Annotated in this window: 19 protein-coding genes; 12 read left to right on the top strand and 7 right to left on the bottom strand. The window is 72.7% G+C overall.

Going from position 1 to position 26137, the window contains the following annotated elements; genetic code table 11:
* Positions 1-3 precede the first annotated feature (3 nt).
* Positions 4-2856: a vitamin B12-dependent ribonucleotide reductase gene (locus tag ACIBSV_RS32305; RefSeq protein ID WP_395869350.1), complete on the top strand. Its 2853-nt coding sequence runs from the start codon at positions 4-6 to the stop codon at positions 2854-2856.
* Between the two features lie 136 nt (positions 2857-2992).
* On the opposite strand, the gene def is transcribed toward ACIBSV_RS32305, so the two are convergent.
* From def to ACIBSV_RS32290, 3 genes are all read right to left on the bottom strand, one after another.
* Positions 2993-3670, bottom strand: coding sequence for a peptide deformylase (def, locus tag ACIBSV_RS32300; RefSeq protein WP_395869348.1), 678 nt, complete (start codon positions 3668-3670; stop codon positions 2993-2995).
* A gap of 54 nt (positions 3671-3724) precedes the next feature.
* Positions 3725-5344, bottom strand: coding sequence for a hypothetical protein (locus ACIBSV_RS32295; RefSeq protein ID WP_395869346.1), 1620 nt, complete (start codon positions 5342-5344; stop codon positions 3725-3727).
* A gap of 155 nt (positions 5345-5499) precedes the next feature.
* Positions 5500-6054, bottom strand: coding sequence for a hypothetical protein (locus tag ACIBSV_RS32290; RefSeq protein ID WP_395869344.1), 555 nt, complete (start codon positions 6052-6054; stop codon positions 5500-5502).
* A gap of 358 nt (positions 6055-6412) precedes the next feature.
* On the opposite strand from ACIBSV_RS32290, the gene ACIBSV_RS32285 reads away from it, so the two are divergent.
* Positions 6413-7006 (top strand): TIGR00730 family Rossman fold protein, encoded by a 594-nt coding sequence (locus ACIBSV_RS32285; protein WP_395869342.1) that lies wholly within the window; start codon positions 6413-6415, stop codon positions 7004-7006.
* Between the two features lie 69 nt (positions 7007-7075).
* Here the strand turns inward: ACIBSV_RS32285 and ACIBSV_RS32280 are convergent, their stop codons facing one another.
* Together ACIBSV_RS32280 and ACIBSV_RS32275 are read right to left on the bottom strand one after the other, a co-directional pair.
* Positions 7076-8692, bottom strand: a complete 1617-nt coding sequence (locus ACIBSV_RS32280; protein ID WP_395869340.1) for a hypothetical protein — start codon at positions 8690-8692, stop codon at positions 7076-7078.
* A gap of 70 nt (positions 8693-8762) precedes the next feature.
* A complete protein-coding gene (locus ACIBSV_RS32275) occupies positions 8763-10139 on the bottom strand; it encodes an MFS transporter (protein ID WP_395869338.1) in 1377 nt (458 codons plus the stop codon).
* Positions 10140-10260: 121 nt separating this feature from the next.
* Between ACIBSV_RS32275 and ACIBSV_RS32270 the strand changes: the two genes are divergently transcribed.
* From ACIBSV_RS32270 to ACIBSV_RS32240, 7 genes are all read left to right on the top strand, one after another.
* The gene (locus ACIBSV_RS32270) at positions 10261-10785 is read left to right on the top strand and encodes a winged helix-turn-helix transcriptional regulator (protein WP_395869336.1); all 525 of its coding nucleotides are present in this window, start codon (positions 10261-10263) and stop codon (positions 10783-10785) included.
* 210 nt (positions 10786-10995) lie between these two features.
* Positions 10996-12492 (top strand): hypothetical protein, encoded by a 1497-nt coding sequence (locus tag ACIBSV_RS32265; RefSeq protein WP_395869334.1) that lies wholly within the window; start codon positions 10996-10998, stop codon positions 12490-12492.
* 321 nt (positions 12493-12813) lie between these two features.
* Positions 12814-13494 (top strand): ribonuclease HII, encoded by a 681-nt coding sequence (locus tag ACIBSV_RS32260; RefSeq protein ID WP_395869594.1) that lies wholly within the window; start codon positions 12814-12816, stop codon positions 13492-13494.
* A 77-nt stretch (positions 13495-13571) separates the two neighbouring features.
* Complete coding sequence (locus ACIBSV_RS32255; protein WP_395869332.1) at positions 13572-14480, top strand: DUF2510 domain-containing protein; 909 nt, start codon at positions 13572-13574, stop codon at positions 14478-14480.
* Positions 14481-14645: 165 nt separating this feature from the next.
* Positions 14646-17213, top strand: coding sequence for a TerD family protein (locus ACIBSV_RS32250; protein ID WP_395869330.1), 2568 nt, complete (start codon positions 14646-14648; stop codon positions 17211-17213).
* Positions 17214-17444: 231 nt separating this feature from the next.
* On the top strand, positions 17445-18029 hold the full coding sequence (locus ACIBSV_RS32245; protein WP_395869328.1) for a hypothetical protein: 585 nt from the start codon (positions 17445-17447) through the stop codon (positions 18027-18029).
* 96 nt (positions 18030-18125) lie between these two features.
* Positions 18126-18494, top strand: a complete 369-nt coding sequence (locus tag ACIBSV_RS32240) for a hypothetical protein (protein WP_395869326.1) — start codon at positions 18126-18128, stop codon at positions 18492-18494.
* 13 nt (positions 18495-18507) lie between these two features.
* Here the strand turns inward: ACIBSV_RS32240 and ACIBSV_RS32235 are convergent, their stop codons facing one another.
* Entirely contained in the window at positions 18508-19170 is a 663-nt protein-coding gene (locus ACIBSV_RS32235) for a hypothetical protein (RefSeq protein ID WP_395869324.1), read from the bottom strand.
* Positions 19171-19371: 201 nt separating this feature from the next.
* Entirely contained in the window at positions 19372-21519 is a 2148-nt protein-coding gene (locus tag ACIBSV_RS32230; RefSeq protein WP_395869322.1) for a RecQ family ATP-dependent DNA helicase, read from the bottom strand.
* A gap of 170 nt (positions 21520-21689) precedes the next feature.
* Here ACIBSV_RS32230 and ACIBSV_RS32225 point away from each other — a divergent pair, with 170 nt between their 5' ends.
* The 3 genes from ACIBSV_RS32225 (at position 21690) to ACIBSV_RS32215 (ending at position 26043) form a co-directional block, all read left to right on the top strand.
* The gene (locus tag ACIBSV_RS32225) at positions 21690-22661 is read left to right on the top strand and encodes an aldo/keto reductase (protein ID WP_395869320.1); all 972 of its coding nucleotides are present in this window, start codon (positions 21690-21692) and stop codon (positions 22659-22661) included.
* 191 nt (positions 22662-22852) lie between these two features.
* A complete protein-coding gene (locus tag ACIBSV_RS32220) occupies positions 22853-23950 on the top strand; it encodes a DUF4192 domain-containing protein (protein ID WP_395869318.1) in 1098 nt (365 codons plus the stop codon).
* Positions 23951-24099: 149 nt separating this feature from the next.
* Complete coding sequence (locus ACIBSV_RS32215; RefSeq protein ID WP_395869316.1) at positions 24100-26043, top strand: glycogen debranching N-terminal domain-containing protein; 1944 nt, start codon at positions 24100-24102, stop codon at positions 26041-26043.
* Positions 26044-26137 lie beyond the last annotated feature (94 nt).

Below are 26137 nucleotides of genomic sequence, written 5' to 3'. Positions count from 1 at the left end.
GGCATGACAGAGACGACGAGCGGCTCAGCACGCGGTTCCGGCCGGTCACGACCCGGCAAGGGCCTGCGGATCGAGCGCGTGTACACGACCCCCGGCGTCCACCCGTACGACGAGGTGGTCTGGGAGCGTCGTGACGTCGTCATGACCAACTGGCGCGACGGCTCGATCAACTTCGAGCAGCGCGGCGTCGAGTTCCCCGACTCCTGGTCGGTGAACGCGGTCAACATCGTCACGAGCAAGTACTTCCGCGGTGCGGTGGGCACGCCGCAGCGCGAGTGGAGCCTGAAGCAGCTGATCGACCGGGTCGTCAAGACCTACCGCAAGTCCGGTGAGGAGAACGGCTACTTCGCCGGCCCCGCCGACGCGGAGATCTTCGAGCACGAGTTGGCGCACGCCCTCCTGCACCAGATCTTCAGCTTCAACTCGCCGGTCTGGTTCAACGTCGGCACCACGCAGAAGCAACAGGTCAGCGCGTGCTTCATCCTGTCGGTCGACGACTCGATGGACTCGATCCTGGACTGGTACAAGGAAGAGGGCCTGATCTTCAAGGGCGGCTCGGGCGCCGGCCTGAACCTCTCCCGGATCCGCTCCAGCAAGGAACTGCTCACCTCCGGCGGCAACGCCTCGGGCCCGGTCTCCTTCATGCGCGGCGCGGACGCCTCGGCCGGGACGATCAAGTCGGGCGGCGCGACCCGCCGCGCGGCCAAGATGGTCGTGCTCGACGTCGACCACCCCGACATCGAGGACTTCATCGACACCAAGGTCAAGGAGGAGGAGAAGATCCGCGCGCTGCGCGACGCGGGCTTCGACATGGACCTCGGTGGCGCCGACATCGCGTCGGTGCAATACCAGAACGCGAACAACTCGGTCCGCGTCTCGGACGAGTTCATGAACGCGGTCGAGCAGGGCAAGGAGTTCGGCCTGCGCGCCCGGCTCACCGGCGACGTGCTGGAGACGGTCGACGCCAAGGCGCTGTTCCGCAAGATGGCCGAGGCGGCGTGGGCCTGCGCCGACCCGGGCATCCAGTACGACGACGAGATCAACAAGTGGCACACGTGCCCCGAGTCGGGCCGGATCACCGCGTCCAACCCGTGCTCGGAGTACATGCACCTGGACAACTCGTCCTGCAACCTCGCGTCGCTGAACCTGATGAAGTTCCTGCGCGAGGACGACACGTTCGACGCGGTCAGGTTCGCCAAGGTCGTCGAGCTGGTCATCACCGCGATGGACATCTCGATCTGCTTCGCCGACTTCCCGACCGAGAAGATCGGCGAGACCACCCGCGCCTTCCGCCAGTTGGGCATCGGCTACGCCAACCTGGGCGCGCTGCTGATGGCGACCGGGCACGCGTACGACAGCGACGGCGGCCGTGCGCTGGCCGGCGCGATCTCCTCGCTGATGACCGGCACCGCGTACAAGCGCTCCGCCGAACTCGCCGGCATCGTCGGTCCGTACGACGGCTACGCCCGCAACGCCGAGCCGCACAAGCGCGTCATGCGCCTGCACGCCGAGGCCAACGACGCCGGCAAGCGCATGGACGACCTGGACACCCCCGTGTGGGACCTGGCGACCAAGGCGTGGAAGGACGTCGCCAAGCTCGGCGACAAGAACGGCTTCCGCAACGCGCAGGCCTCGGTGCTGGCCCCGACCGGCACGATCGGCCTGATGATGGACTGCGACACCACCGGTGTCGAGCCCGACCTGGCGCTGGTGAAGTTCAAGAAGCTGGTCGGCGGCGGCTCGATGCAGATCGTCAACGGCACGGTGGCCCGGGCGCTGGGCCGGCTGGGCTACCAGCCCGAGCAGGTCGAGGCGATCATCGAGCACATCGCCGAGCACGGCCACGTGGTGGACGCGCCCGGCCTCAAGCTCGAGCACTACGAGGTGTTCGACTGCGCGATGGGTGAGCGCACCATCTCGCCGATGGGTCACGTACGGATGATGGCGGCGATCCAGCCGTGGATCTCCGGCGCGATCTCCAAGACGGTCAACATGTCCGAGGACGCCACCGTCGAGGAGATCGAGGAGATCTACTTCCAGGGCTGGAAGCTCGGCATCAAGGCGCTGGCGATCTACCGCGACAACTGCAAGGTCGGCCAGCCGCTCTCGGCCGGCAAGGGCGAGAACAAGGGCAAGGCGGACGACGGCAAGTCGACCGCGGCCACCGTGGTGGAGAAGGTCGTCGAGTACCGCCCGGTGCGCAAGCGCCTGCCCAAGGGTCGTCCCGGCATCACCACGTCCTTCTCGGTGGGTGGCGCCGAGGGCTACATGACCGCCAACTCCTACCCGGACGACGGCCTCGGCGAGGTCTTCCTGAAGATGTCCAAGCAGGGCTCGACCCTGGCGGGCATGATGGACGCCTTCTCGATCGCGGTCTCGGTGGGCCTGCAGTACGGCGTGCCGCTGGAGACCTACGTCTCCAAGTTCACCAACATGCGCTTCGAGCCGGCCGGGCTGACCGACGACCCGGACGTGCGGATGGCGCAGTCGATCGTCGACTACATCTTCCGCCGGCTGGCGCTGGACCACCTGCCGTTCGAGACCCGCTCGGCGCTGGGCATCCACTCCGCCGCGGAGCGCACCCGGCACCTGGAGACCGGCTCCTACGAGCCGGACGAGCCGGCCGCCGCCGAGGACATGCGCACGCTCGCGCAGTCCGCGCCGGTGGACGCCGCGCTCAAGGCCCCGGACCTCAAGCCGGTCCCCGCCGCGGTGCACTCCTCGACCGAACTGCTGGAGGCCCGCCAGGGCCGCAGCGCGGACGCCCCGCTGTGCTTCTCCTGCGGGATCAAGATGCGCCCGGCCGGCAGCTGCTACGTGTGCGAGGGATGCGGCTCGACCAGCGGCTGCAGCTGACCTCGAGGTCGGTGAGGTGAACGCCTGAAAGGGGCGGGGAACCGGTGATACCGGTTCCCCGCCCCTTTCGGTGTTGCTCGTGCGGTGTGCGGTGTCCGTCGCGGTCGCCCGCGAAGGGCCGGTCGGCCGCGGTGGGTCAGCCGGCGAGCTGCTTGGCCTTGGCGTCGCGCTTGGCGAAGACCTCGTCGCGCATCGACTCCATCTCCTTGAGCACGTTCTTGCGCTCGCGCTTGGAGAGGCGGTCGATGTACAGGTAGCCGTTGAGGTGGTCGGTCTCGTGCTGGAGGCAGCGGGCGAAGTAGCCCTCGCCCTCGATCACCAGCGGGTTGCCGTCCTTGTCCACCCCGCGCGCGATCGCGCGGTCGGGGCGGGCCAGGTCCTCGTGCGGGCCGGGGACGGACAGGCAGCCCTCGCCCGCCTCCTCCAGGTGCCGCTCGGTCGCGGGCAGTTCGTCCAGGACCGGGTTGATCAGGTGGCCGACGTGCCGGTGGCCGTCCTCGTCGACGCAGTCGTACACGAACAGCCGGATGCCGACGTCGACCTGGTTCGCGGCCAGACCCACGCCGTCGGCGACGTACATGGTCAGGAACATGTCGTCGATCAGCGTGTTCAGCTCTTCCGTGCCGAACTCGGTGATCTCGGCGCAGGGTCGGTGCAGGACGTCCTCGCCGACCACGGTGACGCGCAGGACCTTGCCGCGGGCGGCCTCGGGCGCCATGGCGGGGTACGCGTCCACCGGGCGGCCCATCACAAAGATCCGGCCTTCTTCGTGATCGTGGTGATCGTGGCTGGAGTGGTCGTGGTGCTCGGCCATCGGTTTGCTTACCTTTCCACCAGGGCATGAACCCGAATCACCCTACCGGCCCGGTCACGGCAGAACGGCCGACGCCTTCGCCTTGATGGTGACCTCGCCGGGCTCGGTGACGGTGATCTCGGTCCAGCCGTCCTCGGTCTCGCCGATGCTCGTGTTGGGTTTGTCCGCGACGAACCAGCTCGTGCGGTGGATGCGCACGGTGAAGGTGCCCGCCTGCTGGGCGAGCAGGGTGAAGCCACTGGGCGAGATGTCCACGAGCTGACCGGGGCCGTCCAGCAGCGGAACCGGGTCGGCCACCTCCCAGATCACCCAGTGCGGGTCGGACCACACCGGCACCAGCCAGTCGGCGCCGGCGCGCAGGATCTCCGCCTCGCGCTTGGCGGAGGGGTCCAGCGGCACGTCGGGCAACGCGATGAAGCGCACGCCGGTCTCGCGCACCCACGCGTGGTACTGGCCCTCGTCCAGGGTGGGGCCGTACAGCACCGTGTTGTGCGCGCGGTCGAGTTGGCGCTCCCAGCCGCGGGCGAGCGGCATGTGCTCGGCGACGTAGACCGTCTCCCAGTGGCCGCGCGTGAACGGGATCTCGATCCGGCCCACCGGCAGGTTGGCGCGTTCCAGGAAGTCGAGCATGCCGGTGTAGTAGCCGGCCTTCTTGCCGGTGCTGTCCTGGTTGTTGAACGCCACCGCCTTGCCGGCCGAGGAGAACTGCCAGGCCAGCAGCGGGATGGCGAGCAGCACCACCAGGCGCCGGCGGCCGAGCGAGAGCAGCACCACGGCCATCAGCGGGCCGGCGCACAACTCGCCGAGCCGGGCCGCGTTGCCGCCGACCGCGCTGGGGATCATGAACAGCACGGTGGAGGACAGCGCGTACAACCACAGGAAGCGGCGCGCGCTGACCTCGGTGCGCGGGACCAGGGCCAGGCCCACTCCGGCGAAGCCCAGGATCGCGGCGAACCGCCACAGCGGGAAGGAGAAGTCGCCGCCGCCGGGGAAGATCAGGGACATCACCAGGCCGATCACGGCCGGGGCGAGGCTGAACCGGGTCGCCCACACCCGCTCGGCGGGTACCCAGGCGAGCGCGATCATCAGCAGGAACGCGGCGGCCAGCGGACTGGCCAGGCCGCAGAACCCGGCCGCGACCGCCGCCCACGCGCGATGCCCGGAGCGGGCACCCAGGATCGCCATCAGCCCGGCGGCGACGCCGAGCACGAACGGGGTCCGCCCGATCAGGTACTCGATGCTGACTATCACCGCGAACCAACAACTGCCCACCCGCCGGGCCAGGTCGCCGCGGCCCAGCCGCAGCCGGGAGAACGCCCACGCCGCGGCGACGCAGGAGATCGCGGTGAGCAGGCGGGTGCCGATCCCGCCGGCCAGGATCGGGGTGATCACGCTGTAGCCGGGCAGCAGGTGTCCGCCGTACCACTGGTTGTTCCACAGCACGGCGCCGTGGTCGCGCACCAGCCAGGCACGGAAGATCTGCGCGGGCCAGTCGGCGCCGTTGATGCCCAGCACGGTCAGCAGGCCGACCAGGGCCAGGGTGATCACGTAGGGATGCTCGGCGACGGCGATCAGGACCCCGCGCAGGTGCCGCCGCCGGGTGCGGCGAGCGGTGCCGCCCGCATCCGACGTGGGCTCCCCGAGGGGTATGCGGCCGTCCAGAGCATGTGTCATGACGGCCTAGTTTTTCAGATCGGGGCCGATGAGGTGCAGGTGGGCACTGAGGTAGGACACCGGATTGTCCGATGTATGGCGTGCCATGGCGCAATGTCCACCGTGGAATCACCGGTGCGGTGCGAAAAAATCCTTCGTTCGGATGAAACGCCGGCTCAGACCACGGGGCCGGACGAGGGGTCCGGCGGGGGGCCGGACGGGTCATCCTCGGGGGGCTCGGGCGGGTTGGGCAGCCCCGCACGGGCGCGCAGGTCGCGCGGGTCGCGCGGGCCCTCGATCCGGCGGATCACCGAGAGCGCGGCGGTGTGGAACGCCTCCAGGAACGCCTGCGCGGTGGATGCCGGCCACTCGGCGCGCTGCACCGCGTGCATGTTGTGATCGGTGTCGCACCAGCACGCGACCTCGACGGTGGCGGTGACGCTGACGAACGGGCCGTCCAGTTGCCACACGTCCAGGCCCAGTTCCAGCCAGTCGCCGTCGGCCTCGTACAGCAGCAGCGCGGTGCCCAGGATGTGCGGGGACGGCTCGGGCTCGGGCTCGGGACTCAGCGGGTCCGGTTCGTTCCAGAACCAGCGCGCGGGATCGTCGAGGGAGCGGCGCAGATCGAGCGCTTGAGCGGCGGCGACCAGGCGTTCACGGCCATGGTCGTCGAGATCGGGAAACAGCCGCTCGAACGGGATGTCCGAGGCAGGGCGCTCGGTGGCGGGCACGCGGGCATTCTGCCGTGGCGGGGGGTCTTCCCGTCAACGTCGGGTTGCGTGACCACCACCGACGTTGGCCGAATTTGCCCGCCTATGCCGGGACTGTACTGGCGCCATATCGCGAGAGAGGCGATTCATCGACTCGATTCGCCATCGATTCGGCACCGACTCGGAGACCTCGCGGTACACGCTTGCGCGAGTGGTCCGCCGCCGGGTCCGAGGCCGGCGCTCGGCGTCCGCGGCTCGGGTTCGGGCTCGGATTCGTGTCGGGATTCGGGCTCGGCGTGTCGGGGCCGGGTTGGCAGACTGCGTACCGAACCATTTCGGTACACACCACTTCGGTGGTCTGCAACGCAGGGAGCCTGGCATGCGGGTAGCGGTTTTCGCGGGATCGGCGTCGGGTGCCTCGCCCGGGTTCCGGGAGGCGGCGGTCGAGCTCGGTCGTGGGCTCGCCGAGGCCGGCGTCGGGATCGTCTTCGGCGGCGGGCACGTGGGTCTGATGGGCGCGGTCGCGGACGCGTGCCTGGCGGCGGGCGGCGAGGTGATCGGGGTGATGCCGCGCTCGCTGGTGGAGCGCGAGATCGCGCACCGGAGCCTGACCGAGCTGCTGATCACCGAGACCATGCACGAGCGCAAGGCGGCGATGGCGGACCGGGCGGACGCCTTCGTCGCGCTGCCCGGCGGCGCGGGCACGCTGGAGGAACTGTTCGAGGTGTGGACCTGGCAACACCTGGCGATCCACGCCAAACCGGTCGCGCTGCTGGAGGTGGGCGACTTCTGGCGCCCGCTCCTGGACGCGCTGGACACGATGACCGCGAACGGCTTCCTCAAGCCGGAGCTGCGCTCGACCCTGCTGGTCGCGCGGGACAGCGCGGACCTGCTCGGCCAGGCGAAGGCGTGGCGGGCCCCGACGCCCAAGTGGGTGGGCGGCTTGGACCCGGCGGCGCCGCCGAGGCCGTGAGCCGGCGGGGCGGTCCGCGCGGACCGCCCCGGGACCGGTCCGCGGGTGCGGCACCGGATCAGGGTGCGATCAGGGTTTGCCGCCCATGCCCTTGAAGAGTTTGGCGTCGCGCGCGGACACCGTGACCGGGCCCGGCCGATCGACGGTGATCTCGCTCCACTCGTCCGCGGTCGACTTGATCACGATCTCGGGTCGGTCGGGGGTCACCCAGAACGTCGGGTGGATCTTGACCACGAACGTGCCGGCCGTGTGCGCGTCGAAGGAGAACCGGCTGGGCGTCAGCTCGGTCAGTTCGCCCGGCCCTATCACGATCGGCGTCGCGTTCTCCACCTCCCAGATCTTCCAGTGCCCGTCCGTGTAGACCGGCTTGAGCCACGGAATGCCGTTGCGGATCAGGTCCGCCTCGGGAATCGCCGAGGGGTCGATCGGGATGTCCGGCAGCGCCACGAAGCGCACGCCCGTGTCGTCGATCCAGTCGCGGTACTCCTGGAGCGTGAGGTCCTTCTGGTAGAGCACCGCGTTGTAGTTGCGGTCCAGTTGACGCTCCCAGCCCCGGGCCAGGGGCATCTTCTCGGCGACGAACACCGACTCCCAGTGCCCGCGGGTGAACGGGATCTCCACCCGACCCACGGGGTGGGTGTTGTTCTTCTGCAGGAATTCGAGCATGCCCGTGTAGTACTGCGGCTTCTCGCCGGGCGAGTCCTTGATGTCGTGCGTGATGGCCAGCGCGGCGGACTGGAACTGCCAGACCAGCAGCGGCAGGGCCAGCAGCACCACCAGCCGGCGCCGGCCGACCGAGAGCAGCACGACCGCCATCAGGGGCCCCGCGGTCAGCTCGCCGAGCCGGGCCAGGTTGCCGCCGAGCGAGGTCGGCACGAAGAAGAAGATCACCGCGGTCGCCGCGTACAACCACAGGAATCGCCGGGCGCTCTGCTGCTCCTTGGGCAGTATCAGCAGGCCGACCGCGGCGAACGCCAGGATCGGCAGGAACCGCCACCACGGGAAGGGGAACATCCCCTCGTTGGGGAACGCGAGCGCGGCGACCAGGCCGATCGCGGCGGGGGAGAAGCACAGTCGGGTCGGCCAGACCCGCTCCCTGGGCACCCAGGCGAGCGCGACCAGCATCAAGAACGCGCCGGACAGCGGGCTGGAGAGGCCGCACAGGAGGGCGGCGAAGCCGGCCCAGAGCGGGTGCCGGCGGCGGGCGGCCAGTATCGCGAGCATGCCCGCGGCGACACCGAGCGCGAACGGCGTGCGGCCGATCAGGTAGTCGACGCTGCACATCACCGCGAACCAGCAGCTCCCCACCTGGCGGGCGAACTCGTTCGCGCCGACCCGGAGCTTGTCCCAGGCCCACGCGGACGTCACGCAGGACAGCGCGGTCAGCGTCGCGGTGCCGATCTTGGAGGCGATCACCGGCGCGAGGATGCTGTAGCCCGGCAGCAGGTGGCCGCCGTACCACTGGTTGTTCCACAGGTAGGTGCCGTGGTCGCGGATCAGCCAGGTCCGGAAGTACTGCGCCGGCCAGTCGGGGCCGTTCACGCCGGTGACGATGATCAGGCCGATCAGGCCGGCGGTGATCAGGTACGGACGTTCGACTATCGCGTTCCCGAGTGCCCGAAAACGACGGCGACCCGCCGGCGCTGCGGGTCGTTCCGTCGTTGGGCTCTGCACATCGCTCGTCACATGACCCGAGTTTTCCAGACGCGGCGCTCGACGTCGCCGGCGGGTGTCCGGGATAGGTGCTTTTGTGGGTTTATTCGCTTTGGCGAAGAGTGAGGGTGACGAGGGCGCCGAGTACGGCCAGGCCGACCGCGACCAGGATCGCCAGGTCCATGCCGCCCGCGTCGACCAGGGCGACCACCAGCGCCGCGCCGATCGAGGCGCCCATGTAGCGCGCGGTGCTGTTGGCGCCGGAGCCCATGCTCGCCCGCTCGGCCGGCACGCTCTCCACCGCGAGGCGGGCCAGCGCGGTGTTGACCAGGCCCACGCCGAAGCCGCCGACCAGCAGGCCCGGTACCGCGCGCGACCACGAGTCGGCGGGGGTGAGGCCGTACAGGCCCAGAAAGCCGACGGCGGCGACGAGCAGGCCCGCGGCGAAGCGGTGTCGGGCGTCGGGCAGCACGTGCACCCGGCCGAACGCGAACGAGGTGAGCGCGGCGGCGGCCGACCACAGGCCGAGCAGGAGCGCGGCGCCCAGGCCGCTCAGGCCCAGGGTGCCCTGGAAGACGGTGCCCAGGAAGGCGGCGATGGCGATCACCGCGACGCCCGTGATCAGCGCGCCGAAGGTGGCGACGGCGAACGCGGGCCGGGCGAACATGCGCAGGTCCAGCATCGGCGCCCGGCCGCGCAGGGCGGTCGCGACGTAGCCCGCGAGCAGGAGCACGGCGATCACCATCAGCGTGTCGACGACCGGTCGTTGCCAACCCTGCCGGCCCTCGATCAGCGCGGCGGTCAGCGCGATCAGACCCGGACCCAGGGTCAGCGTGCCCCACACGTCCGGCCGGCGCGGGTGCTCGGCGCGCGATTCGGGCATCCGTCGGGCGACCGCGGCCACCGCGAGGGCGGCGACGACGGTGAACCAGTAGGGCGCGGAGCGGTGTGCCAGTGCCAGTCCGGCGCCGATCAGCGGCCCGACCACCATGCCCGCGCCGATCGAGGAGCCGTACGCGGCCATCGCCCGGCCGCGCGCGGCGCCGTGGTGGTTGTGGGCCAGCAGGCCGAGCCCGGCGGACATGATCGCCGCGCCCGCGACGCCTTGGAGGGCGCGTCCGACCACGTACAGCGGCAGTGAGGGGGCCAGTGCGGTCAGCGCCGAGGCCAGCGCGAGGCCGAGCGTGCCCGCGGTGAAGACCCGGCGGCGACCGAAGTCGTCGGCGAGGCTGCCGGTGATCAGCAGGGCCGCGGACAGGCCCAGGCCGATCGCGCTGAGGATCCAGGCCGGGCCGCCGGGGCCCGCGTGCAGGTCGCGCACGGTGTCCGGCACGATCGCGATCGGCATCGTGTAGGTGGCCAGCAGCAGCAGCGTGCCCAGGGCCACCACCGGGACGGTCGCGCCGGGCGAGCCGCCGCCGGCGACGGGTGCGGATGGCCGGTACGCGGTGCGCGGTGCGGTGGATGTGGCGATGGACATGGCGGTGCTCCCCGGATCGTGACTCCTGGCCGAGTCGGTTCGTTGAATGAACCAACGCTGCCCGGAGAACGTAGCACTTGATGGTTCGGTGAATGAACCGACCCGGGGTTAAAGTGCTCGTATGGCTTTGGGCAAGGACTACGGGCAGCAGGACTGTGCGCTCGCTCGCACCCTGGAACTCGTCGGCGAGCGCTGGACGCTGCTGATCGTGCGGGACGCGTTCTACGGCGTCCGGCGCTACAGCGATTTCCTCGCCCATCTGGACATCCCGCGGGCGGTGCTCTCGGGCCGGTTGCAGACGCTGGTCGACGCGGGGGTGCTCGACAAGCGCCGCTACCAGGAGTCCCCGCCGCGGGACGAGTACGTACTCACCGAACGCGGCGTCGACCTGTGGCCGATCATCCGCACGATGGCCCGCTGGGGCGAGAAGCACGTGCAGAACGGGGTGGTCTGCCGAATCTTCCGGCACCGAGGCTGCGGCGGGACGGTGGACCCGAACGGGGTCTGCGCGGTCTGCGCGGCGATGGTCACCCCGGGCGAGACCGAGGTGGCCCCGGGCCCCGGCGCCGACCTGCTGCACCGCGACGACGCGGTCACCCGCGCGATGCGGGTGCCGCACCGGCTGCTGGAGCCGCTGCTGCCCTGAGCAGGCGATCCGGGGCCGGCGACGTGCACTCGGGCGACTCGGGCGGACCCGCGACCGGGGCTTCGCGCCGGCGACGCGGCGACCCGGACCCGGTGCCCGGATCGGATACCCCGGCCGGTGCGGCCGGATCGCGACGGGATCCGGCGGTTGCCGAGAGGCAGGCCCTAGGGTCGTCCTCGAACGGGTGAGTCATCGCTTAGAGGGGGATCCATGGGCGCAGGGACGGGGCTTCGCGCACTCGCCGGAGTGGTGCTCCTGGGCGTGCTGTACGTCGTGCTCGCGCTGCCGCTCCTGTTCGTGACGTTCGTGGTCGGCGCGATCGTCGACCACGGGCGGTTCTTCACCTCGGGCGCCGCCGTGTTGTGGGCGCTCGGCGCGGTCGCGCTGGTGGCGCTGCTGGTGGAGCTCACCGGACCGCGCCGGCTTCCGGCCGGGCTCGCGGTGGACGCCGAGGCGCAGCCGGTGTTGTGGGAACTGGTTCGGGACGTGGCCGCCGATCTGCGGGTGCCGGTGCCGGACGGGATCGTGCTGACCGGCGGCGCGGGTTGCGAGGTGCGGGCGGTTCGCCGCCCCGGGACCTGGCTGCACCGTCATCTGGTGCTGGGCACCGCGCTGCCGTACGTGCTGACCGGCCGGCGGCTGCGGGTGGTGATCGCGCACGCGCTCGGACACGGTCGCCGGCGCCGTCCGCCGCTCGCGGACCGGATCGCGTGCCACGGGGTGGACGCGGTGGTCGGGCTGGCCGAGGCACTCGACGGGCGCGGTCGCCGAGGTCGCGCGGCGGCCGGCTACGCGGCGCTCTACCAGCGGGTGTGCGCACCCGTGGTGCGTTTCGAGGAGCGCGCGGCGGACCAGGCCGCGGCCCGCGCGTACGGCACCGCGGCGGTGACGGACGCGCTGGGCGAACTCGCGGCGGTCCGGGCGGACTGGGGCCGATTCCGGGACGACCTGGTGACTTTGGGGATCGAGGCGGGCTGTGTGCCCGGCGATCCGATCGCCGGCTTCCGGGCCTTCCGGGCCGCCCGCGGCGATGCCGAGTCGGCGCCCGACGCGGCGACGGCGGCGCGGATCGAACGGCTGCGCGCGCGGCCGTCGGACGGCCGGGGCACCCCCGGCGGCACCGACCTGGCCGGCGGCACGCTGCTGGTCGAGCCGGTTCGCCTGCTCGCGCACGTACACCCGTACCTGCTGGTCACCGACGACGACGGGCACCTGGGCCCGCGCGGGTTCGCGGCGTTGGACGGCATGGTCAAGCTGGCCGAGGAGGCGTACCTGGAGCACGTGGTCGGCTTCGCCCAGGCCCGTCGGGCGGCCGCGCTCGGGATCTCCGCGCGGCGTGCGGGCGTGGAGTACCCGGTGACCCTGGGCGGCGTGCTGGGGCTGCTGGTCGAGGGCCGGGGGGACGAACTGATCGCCGCGCACGGCGAGGGCGCCGCCGACGCGCTGGCCGCGCTGCTCGCCCGCGCGTGGGTCGAGTCCGGGCGCGGCCGGCTGCGGCCGACCTGGACCGGCACCGACACCGTCACCGACCACCTCGGCGCCGAACTGGACCCGATTGCCTCGGCCGAGGCCGCGCTCGCCGGGTCGGCCGGGGCCAGGGCGCTGCGCGAGCGCTTGGCGGCGGCGGGCGTCTCGACCCACTACGAGCCCCGACCGCCGGTGTCGATCGCCGTCGGCGAGCGGGAGACGGTGGTCGGCAGGCGCTGATCGTTGACCTACGGTGGTGGGGTGAACGAGTCGAGCACCGAGCACGCGGACGTACCCGGGATCGACGCCGATCCGGGCTCCGCGCACACGACCACCACGCGGCAAATCGTCGAAGGGACGGCTGCCGCCGCGCGCATCGTCGCCGGCGAGCCGGCGGCACCGGGGACGCGAGCGGCACCCGGGAAGCTCGCGGCGAGGAAGGCCGCAGGCAAGAAGGTTGCCGCGAAGAAGGTCGTCGCAAAGAAGGTTGCCGCGAAGACGGTCGCCGCGAAGAAGGTTGCCGGCAAGAAGGTCGTCGGGCCGCGCAAGCCCGCCGGTCGCATCGCGCCGCCGACCTACGACGTCGAGCGCGAACTGATCACCCGGGGCGCGCAGGTGATCGCCGGGGTGGACGAGGTCGGGCGCGGCGCGTGGGCGGGCCCGGTGCTGGTCGCGGCGGCGATCACCGACCTGTCCGTGCCGCCGGCCGGGCTCACCGACTCCAAGCTGCTCACCGTGCGCCGCCGCGAGGAGGTCGCCGCCGCGGTCGACCCGTGGGTGCGCGCGTACGCGTTCGGGACCGCGGACCCCGAGGAGATCGACACGCTCGGGATGACCGCCGCGCTGCGGCTGGCCGCCGAACGCGCGCTGACCGCGCTGCCGGTGCGTCCGGACGCGATCGTGCTCGACGGCAAGCACGACTTCCTCGGCGCGCCGTGGTCGGTGCGCTGTGTGATCAAGGGCGACCAGTCGTGCGTCAGCGTCGCGGCCGCCTCGGTGCTCGCCAAGGTGCACCGCGACGGCATGATGGCCGGGATCGGCGAGGGGTACCCCGAGTACGGCTTCGCCGGCAACGCCGGCTACCCGGCGCCGGTGCACCGCGCCGCGCTGGCCGAGTACGGCCCCACGCCGCACCACCGGATGTCCTGGGCGTACTGGGACGACCTGCCCGCGTGGCGACACCTCAAGCGACCCCGGGTCGAGCTCGTCGACGACGGCCAACTCGGCTTCGACCTGGGCTGATCGGCGTCGGTTTCCGAACGGTCACATTTGCCGGGGGACGCTCGTGCGCCGCACGGGCCGGTTGTAGCGTCACGCGGGTGACTGCCTCGATTCCTCCCGGCTGGTACGAAGACCCGTCCTCGCCCGGTTCCGAGCGCTGGTGGGACGGCGCGCAGTGGACCGCCTCGACCCGGGCCCGCGCGCAGGGCGAGATCCCGCCGCCGCCGGTCGGCGCCCCGCCGGCCGCGATGCAGGCGGGCTACCCCCAGGGCGGATACCCCGGCGGCTACCAGCCGATGGGCCCGCCGCCGGGCGCCGTCCGGCCCGGTCGCGGCAAGGCGATCGGCCTGACCGCGCTGGCGCTGGTCGTGGTGGGCGGCATCATCGCCGCGCTGATCGTGGTCCTGAGCGGGGACGACGGCGGCTCCGGCGGTAAGTCGGCGGCCACGGACGGCACGGTCACCGACCCCACCACCGGACTCACCGTGCCCAGGTTCAAGGGCTGGGTCGCCCCCGACCCCGACGACGCGCCCGCGGACCAGGCGGTGGAGCGCCCCTGTCCCAGCAAGTCGGCGACCCGCAGCGGGTCCGGAGCCGAGACGAAGCTGCAGGCCGAGCGCAAGTGCTATCGGGCCGGCCTGGAGCTGGTGACCCACAAGGCCGACTCCTTGGACGAAGTGATCGCCGACCTGAAGAAGGAGGTGACCGGAAGCAAGGGCAAAATCAAGGTGGAAACCATGGAACTGGACAAACCGATCACGGTGGACGGTCACCCGGGCTACGTGCTGCGGGCCAAGGTCAGCGGCAAGCCCGAGGACCTGAGCCTGGACTCGGACACCGCCTGGGCACAGGCGGTGGTGATCGACGCGAAGAACGCGGACGGCGAATACCCGTGCGTGCTGCTCAAGATGGAGATCTCCGCCTCGGCACCGGACAAGGCCACGCTCGACACGGTGCTCAAGGGCATCAAGGTCGGTACGCCGCAGCCCTCGGAGAGTACGTCCTGACCCTGCGTCATATCTGACGCGACGTCACCAGCGGTACGGTACGCCCGATCGGTCGCGCCGTACCCCGCATCGGTCGCGAGCGCGTACCGTGGACGCGCGCGCCGCAGGTCGGGCTTGCCGGGATGCGACTGAAGGAGGCCGCATCGGGCACATCATCATTGGGGGGTGACTGTGCGCATCGGTGATCGCCTCGCATGCCCCGGCTACTCGGTGGTGGCCGTGGAGACGACGGGTTTGTCCCCGCATCGACATCGCATCATCGAGATCGCGGTCGCGCAATGCGATCTCGACGGACGCGTGACCGAGTTCTTCACGACCCTGCTCGACCCGCAGGGTCCGGCCGGCGACTTCCAGGCGCACGGCCTGTTCGACGACGACGTGGTCAGCGCCCCGACGTTCGCCGAGGTCGCGCCGTGGTTGGTGAACCTGTTCCGGCAACGGGTCGTGGTCGCGCACAACGCGCGCTTCGACATCGGCTTCGTCGAGCGCGAGTTCCAACGCCGGGGCCGGCCCACCGTGCCGCCGCTGACCACCCTGTGCACGATGCGCGAGGCGCCGCACCACCTGCCCGAGGCGCCGCGCTTCACGCTGCTCGCGTGCTGCGAGGCGGCCGAGGTGCCGGTGGACAGTGGGCACGGCGCCGCGGCCAAGGCGATGGGCACCGCGCGGCTGCTGGAGCACTACCTGCGCCAGGGCGCGGGCGAGGCCCGGCACTGGCAGCAGGCCCGGACCGTGGCGGCCTCGCTGAACTGGCCGCGCCGCAGCGCCGATTTGTCGCGGGTGTTCACCCGCGACGACGCGCACATGGCCCGTCGGGCGCGTGAGGAGGCCGAGCAGGTGCGCCGCCGGGACGCGGTGTCGTACCTGGAGAAGGCCCGCGCGTACGGTCCGCCGACCGGTGTGGGCGAGGGACCGGACAGCTACCTCGCGGTGCTCGACGCGGCCCTGGAGGACCGGGTGATCACCCCGCAGGAGGCCATCGACCTGGCCGAACTCGCGGTGTCCCTGGGTATTTCCGAGGAACAGCGCAAGGACCTGGACCGGCTGTACGTGACCGCGCTGGCCGCTTCCATGGTCGCGGCCGGACCGGTCGACCGCGAGGAGCGGGCCGACCTGACCCGGGTCGCCGCGCAGTTGGGCATCCCGCGCATCGCGCTGGACGAGATCGTCGGGATGGCCCGATCCACGGTCGAGCAGGGTCGCGGCGGGCCGCGCATCCTGGCCCGCGGGCGCCCGCTGGAGTCGGGTCTGGCGGTGCTCTTCCACGGCTATCTCGCGATCACCCGGGGCGAGTTGGAACGCCGGATGGCCCGCGCCGACCTGTCCGTGGCGTCCGGCATCCACGATCGGGTGGACGTGCTCGTGGTGGCCGACCCGGACGAATCCGCGGACCGGACCTACTGGGCGCGCCAGCGCGGCATCCGGGTCCTGATCGAGCCGGTGTTCCTGGCGCTGCTCGCCGACCTCGAGCGTGGGCGCAGCAGCGCGGCAGACGCGGCCTCCCAGGTGGCCGCCGCCTCGCTCGCGCACGCCGTGCCCAGGGCGCCGCGCACCACCAGTGGCTTCCTGCTGCCCCGGCCGGGCACCTCGGCGCCGGCCGCCGCATCCTTCGCACCCAGTCCCTACCGGCCCTACGACACGCCCGTGGACGGCGTCTCGGACGTGCTGCCGACCGAGGCATTCGCGCCGACCGAGGCCTTCACCGCGGGCGAAGCCGCCGCGCCGACCGAGGCGTTCACGCCCACGGAGGCGTTCGCGCCGACCGAGGCGTTCGAGGTCACCGAGGCGCAGTCCACGCCGGCCACGCCGGTGTCCGGGTCCGCCTCCGCCACCACGCCCGCTCCGGTGCCGGGCACCGGGGCCACGCTGCCGAGCATCCCGCCGCCGCCGACCGCCGCCGATCTGCCGGTGGCGCCCGGAGCCTCGGCCGCCGAGGTGCTCCAGGCCACCGTCCCGGACGTGCTCCCGCCGCCGCCCGAGGTGCCGGCGACGCACGACACCCAGCCGACCACGCCGCCGCCGGTGCCGGGCCCGGAGACGCCGCCACAGCCGATGCCGACGGTGCCGCCGGTCCGGGACCGGCCGCCGGCCGCCGCCGAGTCGACGCCCGCGTCCACGCCCGAGCCGGTTCCGCCGCGGCCCGTCGTGCCGCCCCGGCCCGCGGACGCGCCACCGCGCGCGCTGACCCGGGGCCAGGCCGTCACGATCGAGGACCTGGGCCCGTTCGCGGGCACGGTGCGGATCGAGGCGGCGTGGTGGGCGCCCGGTCAGGCGGACGGCGACACGGTGGCCCTGGTGTTGGACGACGACCGCCGAGTGGGTGACGACGGCGACCTGGTGTTCTTCAACCAACCGGTGCACGCCAGCGGCGCCGTGCGGTTGGCCGGCAAGTTGCAGACCGGGACCACCAACGACGTGGAACCGGGCTCCGATTCGGTCGAGATCGACGTCACCACGCTGCCTCCGGGCCGCAGTCGAGTCCTGGTCGCGCTCGCGCTGGACGCCACGAGTGGCACCACCTTCGCCCAGGTACCCGTGACCGTCGGTATCGTCGACCCTGTGACCTGCCGCCGACTCGCCGAATTCCGGTTGAGCGGAGGCGATGAGACCGTCATGATCCTGGCCGAGGTCTATCGGCGCGGCGACTCCTGGCGCCTGCGCTCGGTCGGCCAGGGCTATGCGGAGGGCCTGGCAGCTTTGGTGATCGAGCACGGGGTGGTGGTGGACGATTGATCCGGCCGAGCTGACGGGGCATCGTAGGATGCGCCGTCGTACGCCCGGGCCACACCCCAGGAGCACCCTGGGTGGGCACGCCCCGCGCGGCTTTGATAGGACTGCCACCATGCCGCGCGTGTTCTCCGGGGAACGGGACTCCACCGATCCCTCCCCGCGTCTCCTCACCGCCGGGCATCCCGGTACCGCCACGAACGAACCGAGCCTTCCCCAGACATGACTGTGAATCCGGTGACTGCCGAAAACACCGCGGACGCCAAGTCCGCACCCGAAACCCCGTCCGTGCCGCGCCCGTCCGGCGCGGTGCCCAAGCCCGGACCTCGGCCGGGCCCGAAGCCGGGCCCGCCCAAGCCCGCCGTGCCGCGTCAGGCGACCGCGGCCACGGGACCCGGCCCGACGAAGCCCGGCAAGCCCGCGAGGCCCGCCCCGGCCGCGCCGCGCGTCACGCTGGTCCCCGCGACCGAGGAGAACGTCTTCGACGCCGCAGACGACGCGGTGGACGCGCTCCTGGAGGCCGGCACCGAGCCCGGGTCGATCCTGGTGCTGACCACGGGTGGACCGCACCCGTGGCAGCAGCACGAGGAGACCTTCGGCGCGGCGCAGTACTGGCGCCAGTACGACGAGGGCAAGGACGTCTTCTACGCGTCGCTGCCCGCCTCGCGTCCGCTGCGCCGGGCCGCGGTCGTCGTCGTGGTCAACGGATTCGCCGACCAGGGCGACGCCGCGAAGATCCTGACCGCGGCGCTGACCGCCGGGGCGTCGGTGACGGTCTGCGGCGACATCGAGCGCGTGCGGGCGCTCACCGGTGTCGCATAGCACGTCGTAGCACGCAGGGGGCCCGTCCGTATCCGGTCCGGTCGAACTCGGGCCCCCTGCCCCGCGAATCGCCAAGGTCGGCTACGGTTCGTTGCCATGTCGGAATCGCCGTCGATCGCGCAGCTCCTTGACCGGTTCCTCAGCGACCAGGAGGACCGGCTGAAAATACAGCAGTACCGGGCCTGTAGCACCGTCATCGACATGTTGTCGGGCTATCTCAACCGGTACGCCTACATCACCCTGATCGGGGCCGAACGCCAGGAATGGGACCGCGCCTTCTCGGCCGGTGACGACCGGGCGTTCTGCAACGTGTTCGGGGTGCGCAAGTTGATCGCCGGGATAAAGCCGTTCCACGCGCAACATCTGCGCACTCGGCTACAGAGCCCGGAGCTCGTCCAGGACCACGCGTTGACGGTCACGACCGATCTGGTCGACTGGCTCGCGGCGCGCGGCCTCACCGCCTGATCGGACGCGTCCGTCAGGACGCGGAAGGTCGGACCAGGGGAGCGGGCCCCGCCTCCGGCAGGTAACGCACGTGCGGCAGTCCAGCCGCGGGGCGGGCCGGGGCGATGCCCGCTGCCCTGATCGGCGTACTGCCGCCGGGACCGCCGTCGCGGCCCGTGCGCAGCGCCGGGGTGCGCCCGGAACGCCCGTCGGCCACCAACTGCCAGCCGTCCCGCGCGACCACCGCGAACGCGCCGCAGCGCAGCCCGTGCAGCACGCACGCGTCGTGCAGCCCCCACATCCAGCGGCCGTCGTCCGCCTCCCACTCGCGCGCGCCCTCGCGGTGGATCGCCAACACCGTCGTGTGTGTCGGGGTGCCCCGGCGCAGGTCGTCCGGGACGATCAGGCGCAGGTTCGCCAGGATCATGTTGCGGCACCGCCAGCCGTCGGTGCGCCCCTCGCCGAAGGCGAAGGAGGCGCTGGCCACCGGGCGTTCGGACCGATCCAGGACGGCTACCACCGCCGTGCGGGCGACCGGCCGGTGCAGGTCGTACAACCGTTTGATCAGCGTTCGGGGGTCGCGCAGCAGCGGGATCCCGCGCGCACGCCAGGATTCGGGGTCCAGCCAGCGGGACGGGCCGGCGGTCGCGGCGCCGGTGCGAGTGGGCGCGGCGGCGGCAGTGGTGGCGATGTGCACGGTCCTCCTTCCGTCCGGAACGGAGAGCGGGCGCACACTCCGACTACGGGTTGCTCGCGGCGGAGCGGCGCCGACGGGGCCCGCACGGGAATGTGAAGAGAACGCCTTGTCGATTCTTGCGTGAGGCCCGCGAACTCGGCAACACGTACAGGTGATCATTCGGTACGTGCGCGTGACCGCTCGGGGTCCGCCGGCGCGAAGTCACCCCTCCATCGTGAGCACCAGGGGCAACACCTGGACGGCGCCGGCCCGGCGCAGCAGCCGGGCCACCACGGTGAGCGTCCACCCGGTGTCGGTGCGGTCGTCCACCAGCAGGACCGGGGCGTTGAGCGCGGCCACCCGCTCGGCGAGCTCGTCGGGCAGCACGAACGCGTCCGCGATCGAGCGCAGGCGCTGTGCGCTGTTGCTGCGCGGCGCCGGGCCGCCCGCCCCGGGGGCGTACTCGACCCGGCCGAGCCAGGGCAGCCTGCCGACCGCGGCCAGGCGTTCGCCGAGGCTGTCGATCAGCGCGCCGCGGGTGTGCGAGGCGATGGTCACCACGCCGCCGGGCCGGCGCTGCCAGCCCCACGCGGCCAGCACCTGGACGACGGCGTCGAACGCCGCGTCCGGAATCGGCCCGTCGGGGGCGCCGGGGGCCAGGATCGGGCGCAGCCGGTTGCCCCAGCCGATGTCCGAGGAGCGGCCGAGCGCCCGGCCGGCCGCGGCCTGTTCGCCGTCGGGGATGCGGCCCTTGAGTTCGACGCCGGCGACCGCCATGCCGGTGGGCCACATCCGGCGCGCCTCCACCTCGACGCCCGGCCGGCCGAGCGCCGCGCGGGCCGCGTCCAGCGAGGCGGGGTCCACCCGCGCGTCGTGCCGCGGCCCCGCGCACGCGTCGCAGCGCCCGCACGGGGCGGCGCCCGGGTCGTCCAGGCAGCGGCGCAGGAACTCCATCCGACAGGTGCCGTCGGCCTGGTAGTCGCGCATGGACTGCTGTTCGTGCTCGCGGGCCGCGGCCACTCGTGCGTAGCGCTCGGCGTCGTACTCCCACGGGCGGCCGGTCGCGATCCAGCCGCCGCGGACGCGCTTGACCGCGCCGTCCACGTCGAGCACCTTGAGCATCAACTCCAAGCGGTTGCGGCGCAGGTCCACGAGCGGTTCCAGGGCCTGTGTGGACAGTGGGCGGCCGGCGCCGGTCAGCGCGGCGAGGGTGCGCTCGACCTGCTCGCGGGCGGGGAAGCCGAGCGAGCCGAAGTAGCGCCAGATCGCCTCGTCCTCGCGCCCGGGCAGCAGCAGTACGTCGGCCCGGTCGACGGCACGTCCGGCGCGGCCGATCTGCTGGTAGTAGGCGATCGGCGACTGCGGGGCGCCCAGGTGCACGACGAAGCCCAGGTCGCCCTTGTCGAAGCCCATGCCGAGCGCGGAGGTGGCCACCAGCGCCTTGACCCGGTTGGCCAGCAGGTCGGCCTCGGCGACCCGGCGCTCGGCGTCCTCGGTGCGGCCCGAGTAGGACGCGACGGCGTGTCCGCGCGAGCGCAGGAACGCGGTGACCTCCTCGGCCGCCGCGACGGTGAGTGTGTAGACGATGCCCGAGCCCGGCAGCTCGGGCAGGTGGGTGTCCAGCCAGGCCAGCCGGTCGGCCGGGTCGGGCAGCCGCAGCACGCCGAGCGAGAGGCTCTCCCGGTCGAGGGTGCCGCGCAGTACCAGCGCGTCACCCGCGGGGTCGAGCTGCTCGGCCACGTCGGCGCTCACCCGCGCGTTGGCGGTCGCGGTGGTGGCCAGGACCGGGACGCCGGTGGGCAATTCCTCCAGGAGGGTGCGCAGCCGGCGGTAGTCCGGGCGGAAGTCGTGCCCCCAGTCGGACACGCAGTGCGCCTCGTCCACCACGAGCAGGCCGGTCGTGGCGGCCAGCTTGGGCAGCACGGTGTCGCGGAAGTCGGGGTTGTTCAACCGCTCGGGGCTGACCAGGAGCACGTCCACGCTGCCCTCGGCCACCTCGGCCTGCACCGCGTCCCAGTCGTCGACGTTGGCCGAGTTGATGGTGCGGGCCCGGATCCCGGCGCGGGCGGCGGCGTCGACCTGGTTGCGCATCAGTGCCAGCAGCGGCGAGACGATCACGGTCGGTCCCGCACCGAGCTCGCGCAGCAGTGCGGTGGCCACGAAGTAGACCGCGGACTTGCCCCAGCCGGTGCGCTGCACCACCAGCACGCGGCGGTGGTGCGCGACCAGGGCCTCGACCGCCCGCCACTGGTCCTCGCGCAGCCGCGCGTCGCCGCCGGCCAGGTCCCGCAGCACGGCGTCGGCGCGGGCGCGCAGGTCCGTCGTGGTGTCGAGGCGGGCGTCGGGGGTGGTGGAGCGGTCCTCGGTCATGCCTCCCTTTGTAGCCGCCATCGGCGACATCGCGAAAAGGAAGCGGAGGTGGTTTGTGCATAAACGTATCGGCTACCGCCGCCGGCGGGCCCGGGTCGGGACCTTGGCCGGGCGCGCCGGGCGCGCGATGGTGGAAGGGACCGAAACCCCTACGGCGACGGAGGCGCGACGTGCGCTACCTCGAAGTGGACGGATTCCCGCGGGTGAGTCGGATCGGACTGGGCACGTGGCAGTTCGGCTCCCGGGCGTGGGGCTACGGCGACGCGTACGCGTCGGTGACCGCCCACGCGCTGGTCGGCCGTGCCCTCGAACTGGGGGTGACCCTGTTCGACACGGCCGAGATCTACGGGCTCGGGCGCGGCGAACGCATCCTGGGCGAGGCGCTGGGGGCGGACGCGGACCGGGTCGTGGTGGCCACCAAGTTCGTGCCCGTGTTGCCGGTGACCCCGGTGGTGCGCGGCCGGGCGTATCGCAGCATGGCCCGGTTGGGTCTGGACCGGATCCCGCTCTACCAGGTCCACGTCGCCAACCCACTGGTGTCGATGGACACGGTCATGAGTGCGCTGGGCGCGTTGCAGGACGAGAAGGTGGTCGACGAGGTCGGGGTGAGCAATCACGACCTCGCCCGGTGGCGCCGGGCGGAGCACGCGCTGGGCCGGCGGGTGCTCTCCGACCAGGTCGAGTTCAGCCTCGCGGCGCCCGGACCGCTGCGCGATCTGGTGCCGTGGGCCGAGCGCAATCGGCGCCTGGTGATCGCGCACACCCCGCTGGCCCGGGGACTGCTCGGGTCGCGCTACGACGAGTACAACCGGCCGACCGGGTTCCGCGCGCGCAGCACGCTGTTTCGGCCGGAGAACCTGCGCCGGGCAGGCCCGCTGCTGGAGTTGCTGCGCGAGGTGGCGGTCGGGCACGACGCGACGCCCGCGCAGATCGCGTTGGCGTGGACGCTGCATCGGGGCCCGGTGGTGGCCATTCCTGGGGCGTCCACGATCGAGCAGTTGGAGCACAACGTGGCGGCGGCGGAGATCGAACTGGCCGACGAGGAGTACCGGGCACTGACCGCGCAGGCGGAGGTCTTCGCGCCGTTGCGGGGGCCGGCGGCGATGTGTGGGCGGGTTCCGGGCGGGGCGCGGGCGCGGTAAGGAGGGCGCCGTCGTCGGACCGCACGGTTGCCTGCCGCCTCGTCTGCGCCTGCTGTCCTCCGGCCTTGACCGTGAGATCGGCTGGGCTTCGGTGGCCTGTTTTGTCAAGACCGGTATCCACAACAGCTGATTCATGCACAGTCGGCCGGTGTGTGCCGGAATCGGGTCGGCAGCCGGCGCAGGCTCGCCGTATGAACGACACCGATGGCTTCGACCGCACGCCCTTCGTGGTGATGTCCCCGCAGTCCGTCCTGCGGGTGCGCTCGCCCGCCGATCTGGTGGAGGCCGTGCCCTATCTGATCGGGGTGCGGCCCACCGACAGCGTTGTGCTGCTCGGCATCCTGCCCGGTGAGCGCAGTCGGGTCGGACCGGTGCTGCGGCACGACCTGCCGCCGCCCGCCGACTTCGAGCAGGCCGCCGACCACTTTGCGCGGCTGCTGGCGCGCACCGGCGCGCGGGGTGTGGCCGTGGCGATATACGCGGATGGCGCGCAGCCGGCGGGGTCGGCTGCAGCGGGCGAGGCCGGGCCGGCGCCGGCCGTCGAGCGGTTGCGGCCGTTGCACACGGCGATCGCCCGGGCCTGCGCCCGCCACACGATCGAGGTGCGCGAGGCGGTGTGCGTGACCGCCGAGCGCTGGTGGTCCTACGGCTGTACGGACGCCGACTGCTGCCCGTCCGAGGGCACCCCGCTGCGGACCGGGCGCGACTCGACGGTGGCCGCGACGGCGGTCTGGGCGGGCCTGCCCGAGCCGGTCTCGCTGGCCGAACTGGTGCGCCGCTTCCGCCCGCCGGAGTACGCGATGCGCGAGTTGATGATGCGGGCGTACACGAGTGTGCGAAGCGATCCGAAGGCATACTCGCCGGAGCGCACGCTGACCGCGTTGACCGGTCACCGGGCCCGGTTCCGGGCCGGCGACACCACGATCGAACCGGCGGAGGCGGCGCGGCTGGTGCTCGGGTTGGGCGATGCGCGGGTGCGCGACGAGGCGATGGCCTGGCACGGCGAGCAGTCGGGCGACGCCGACGACCAGGCGCTCCTCGCGCTGTGGACGGCGCTTGCCCGTCGGGCCTTCGCGCCCGCCTCCGCGCCGCCGCTCACCCTCGCCGCGTGGGCGGCCTGGACGATCGGAGACGGTGTGCTGGCCCGGGTCGCGGTGACCGGCGCGCTGCGGGCGGACACCGGATACACGATGGCGCGACTGCTGCACTCGGCGATCAACAGTCCGCTGAGCGCCGCCGAGGTGCGCCGAAGGATCTTCCGCGATGCCGTGACCAACCGGGCGCCGTGACCGTTGGGGGGCCGGGGGCAACGTGTCGACCGGCCGGTCGACGTCGGGAGCCGCGGGCCATCCGGCGTGCCGCCGACTCCGGTGCGGGTGGTCCGGGTCCCGACCCCGCGCGAGACCCACGAGAGAAGCGGGAGACGAGAGCGGTGACCGTGAGCACGATTCCCCACCCCGTCGCGCACGACGCACTCGTCTGTGTGGACGCGCCCGGCATGGCGATCAGTGGGCGCGACGGACAACTGCGCGGGCAGGGCGTGTCGGGCATCTACCACGACGGGCGGCGCACGCTCTCGCGCAACGTGCTCACGATCGGCGGTATCGAACCCGAACCGCTGTCCGGGCACGTGGTCGCGGCGGGTGCGGTGCGCTACCTCGCGATGCGCCGGTTCGCCGCGGACGGCACACCCGACCCCGCGCTGGTGGTCGAGCGCACCCGGTACGCCGACGGCCGCGAGCGGCTCGTGGTGCGCAACACCGGCCGCCGCGCGTTGTGCTTCCCGGTCGAACTGGCCCTGGGCACCGACCTGATCCCGCTCGCCGCGCTGCGGGCCGGACATCGATCGGTCGAGTTGCCCGCCCGGGTGGCCGCGGCCGGCCTGGGGTGGAGCGCGCCGGACGGAATGACCGTGCGGGCGAGTGCCGAGCCCGCGCCGGACACCGCGCTGGCCGCCACCGCGACGCTGCGCTGGGAGGTGGACCTGGAGCCGGCCCGCTCGTGGGCGGTCGAACTGCGGGTGATCGCCGAGCCGGCACCCGGCCGACCCGGTCCACGCGCCTTCGTGGGGCAACCGCCGTGGACCGAACCCCGGGTGCGCTGCGACGACGTGCGGGTCGCGGCCTGGGTCGAGCAGGGGCTGCGCGACCTGCGGGCACTGCTCGTGGTTCCCGATTCCGATCTGCCGACCGCGCCGATGCCCACCGCCGGCGCGCCGTGGCAACTGGCCCCCACGGGGCGCGACGCGCTGTGGACCGCCCGGATGTTGCTGCCGCTGGGCACCCGCTTCGCGAGCGGCGTGCTGCGGTTGCTGGCCGCGCGCCAAGGGGTGCGCTCGCAACCGCGCGACGGCGAGGAGCCCGGGCGGATCCCGCACTTTCTGGGCCGGGTCGGCGAGCGGCCACGCTACGACTGCGCGGGCTCGACCGCGCTGTTCGTCACGCTCTTCGGCGAGGCCTGGCGCTGGGGGTTGCCGGCCGCCGAGACCACCGCGCTGTTGCCCGCGCTCGTCCGCGCGCTCGGGCACCTGTCGCGCACGCTGGGCGAGCGACCCGGCGATTTCGTGCGACTCGGTCCCGAGGGACCCGCGCCGTGCGAACTCCAGGCCCAGACCTACCAGGCCGCGTGGCACGGCGCGGCTCTGCTGGACGCGTACGACCTGCCGGGCGGCGGCGCGCTGCGCGAGCGGGCGGAGCACCTCGGCGTCGCCTTCCGCAAGGCGTTTCGGGCGGAGGACGCGGCGGGGGAGTTCTACGCCGCGGCGCTGGATCCCACCGGCCGACCGATCACCGTGGCCTCGTCCGCGATGGCCCACCTGCCCGGCAGCGGCATCCTGGACGACACCGGGAACCGGGCGGTGGCCCAGCGCCTGACCGCGCCCGACCTGGACTGCGGATGGGGGCTGCGGGCCACCTCGGCCCGGACCCCGGGCTACCACCCGCTCGGCACCCTGGGCGGCGTGGTGCGTACCCACGACACCTGCGTGGCTGCCGCGGGGCTGGCCGAGGCGGGCCATCTCGACGCCGCACAGCGGCTGTTCGCCGGCCTGCTGCACGCCGCGCCGTGGTTCCAGTACCGGCTGCCGGAGATGCACGCGGGCGAACAGCGCGTGGACGGCCACGCTCCGGTGGCGCACCCTCTGGCGTGTCGCCCGCTGGCGCGCGCGGCCGGAGCGATCCTGCCGGTCCTGGTGGCCTTCGCCGGGATCCGCCCGGACGCGCCGGCGGGCCGGATCACCGTGCGGCCCGCCGGCGCGCTGGACGTCGGCGAACTCGAACTGCGCGATCTGCGGGTCGGCGGCGAGCCGTTCACGGTCCGGGTCAACCGGGCCGGGCAGGCGATCGTGGAGGAGGCGGCGGCGGGCATGCAACTGGCGATCTGAACCGGCCCGCCCGGTGACGCGACGCCACCACCCGCCTGCGCGCGGTGTGCCGACCTTCCGGAATCCGTTTTATCGTCAGCCAGACAGCTAGTGC

It is taken from the genome of Embleya sp. NPDC050154 (assembly GCF_044460165.1).
GTDB lineage: Bacteria > Actinomycetota > Actinomycetes > Streptomycetales > Streptomycetaceae > Embleya.
Note: the sequence above shows the minus strand (reverse complement) of the source record. Positions and strands in the feature narration are given on the sequence as shown.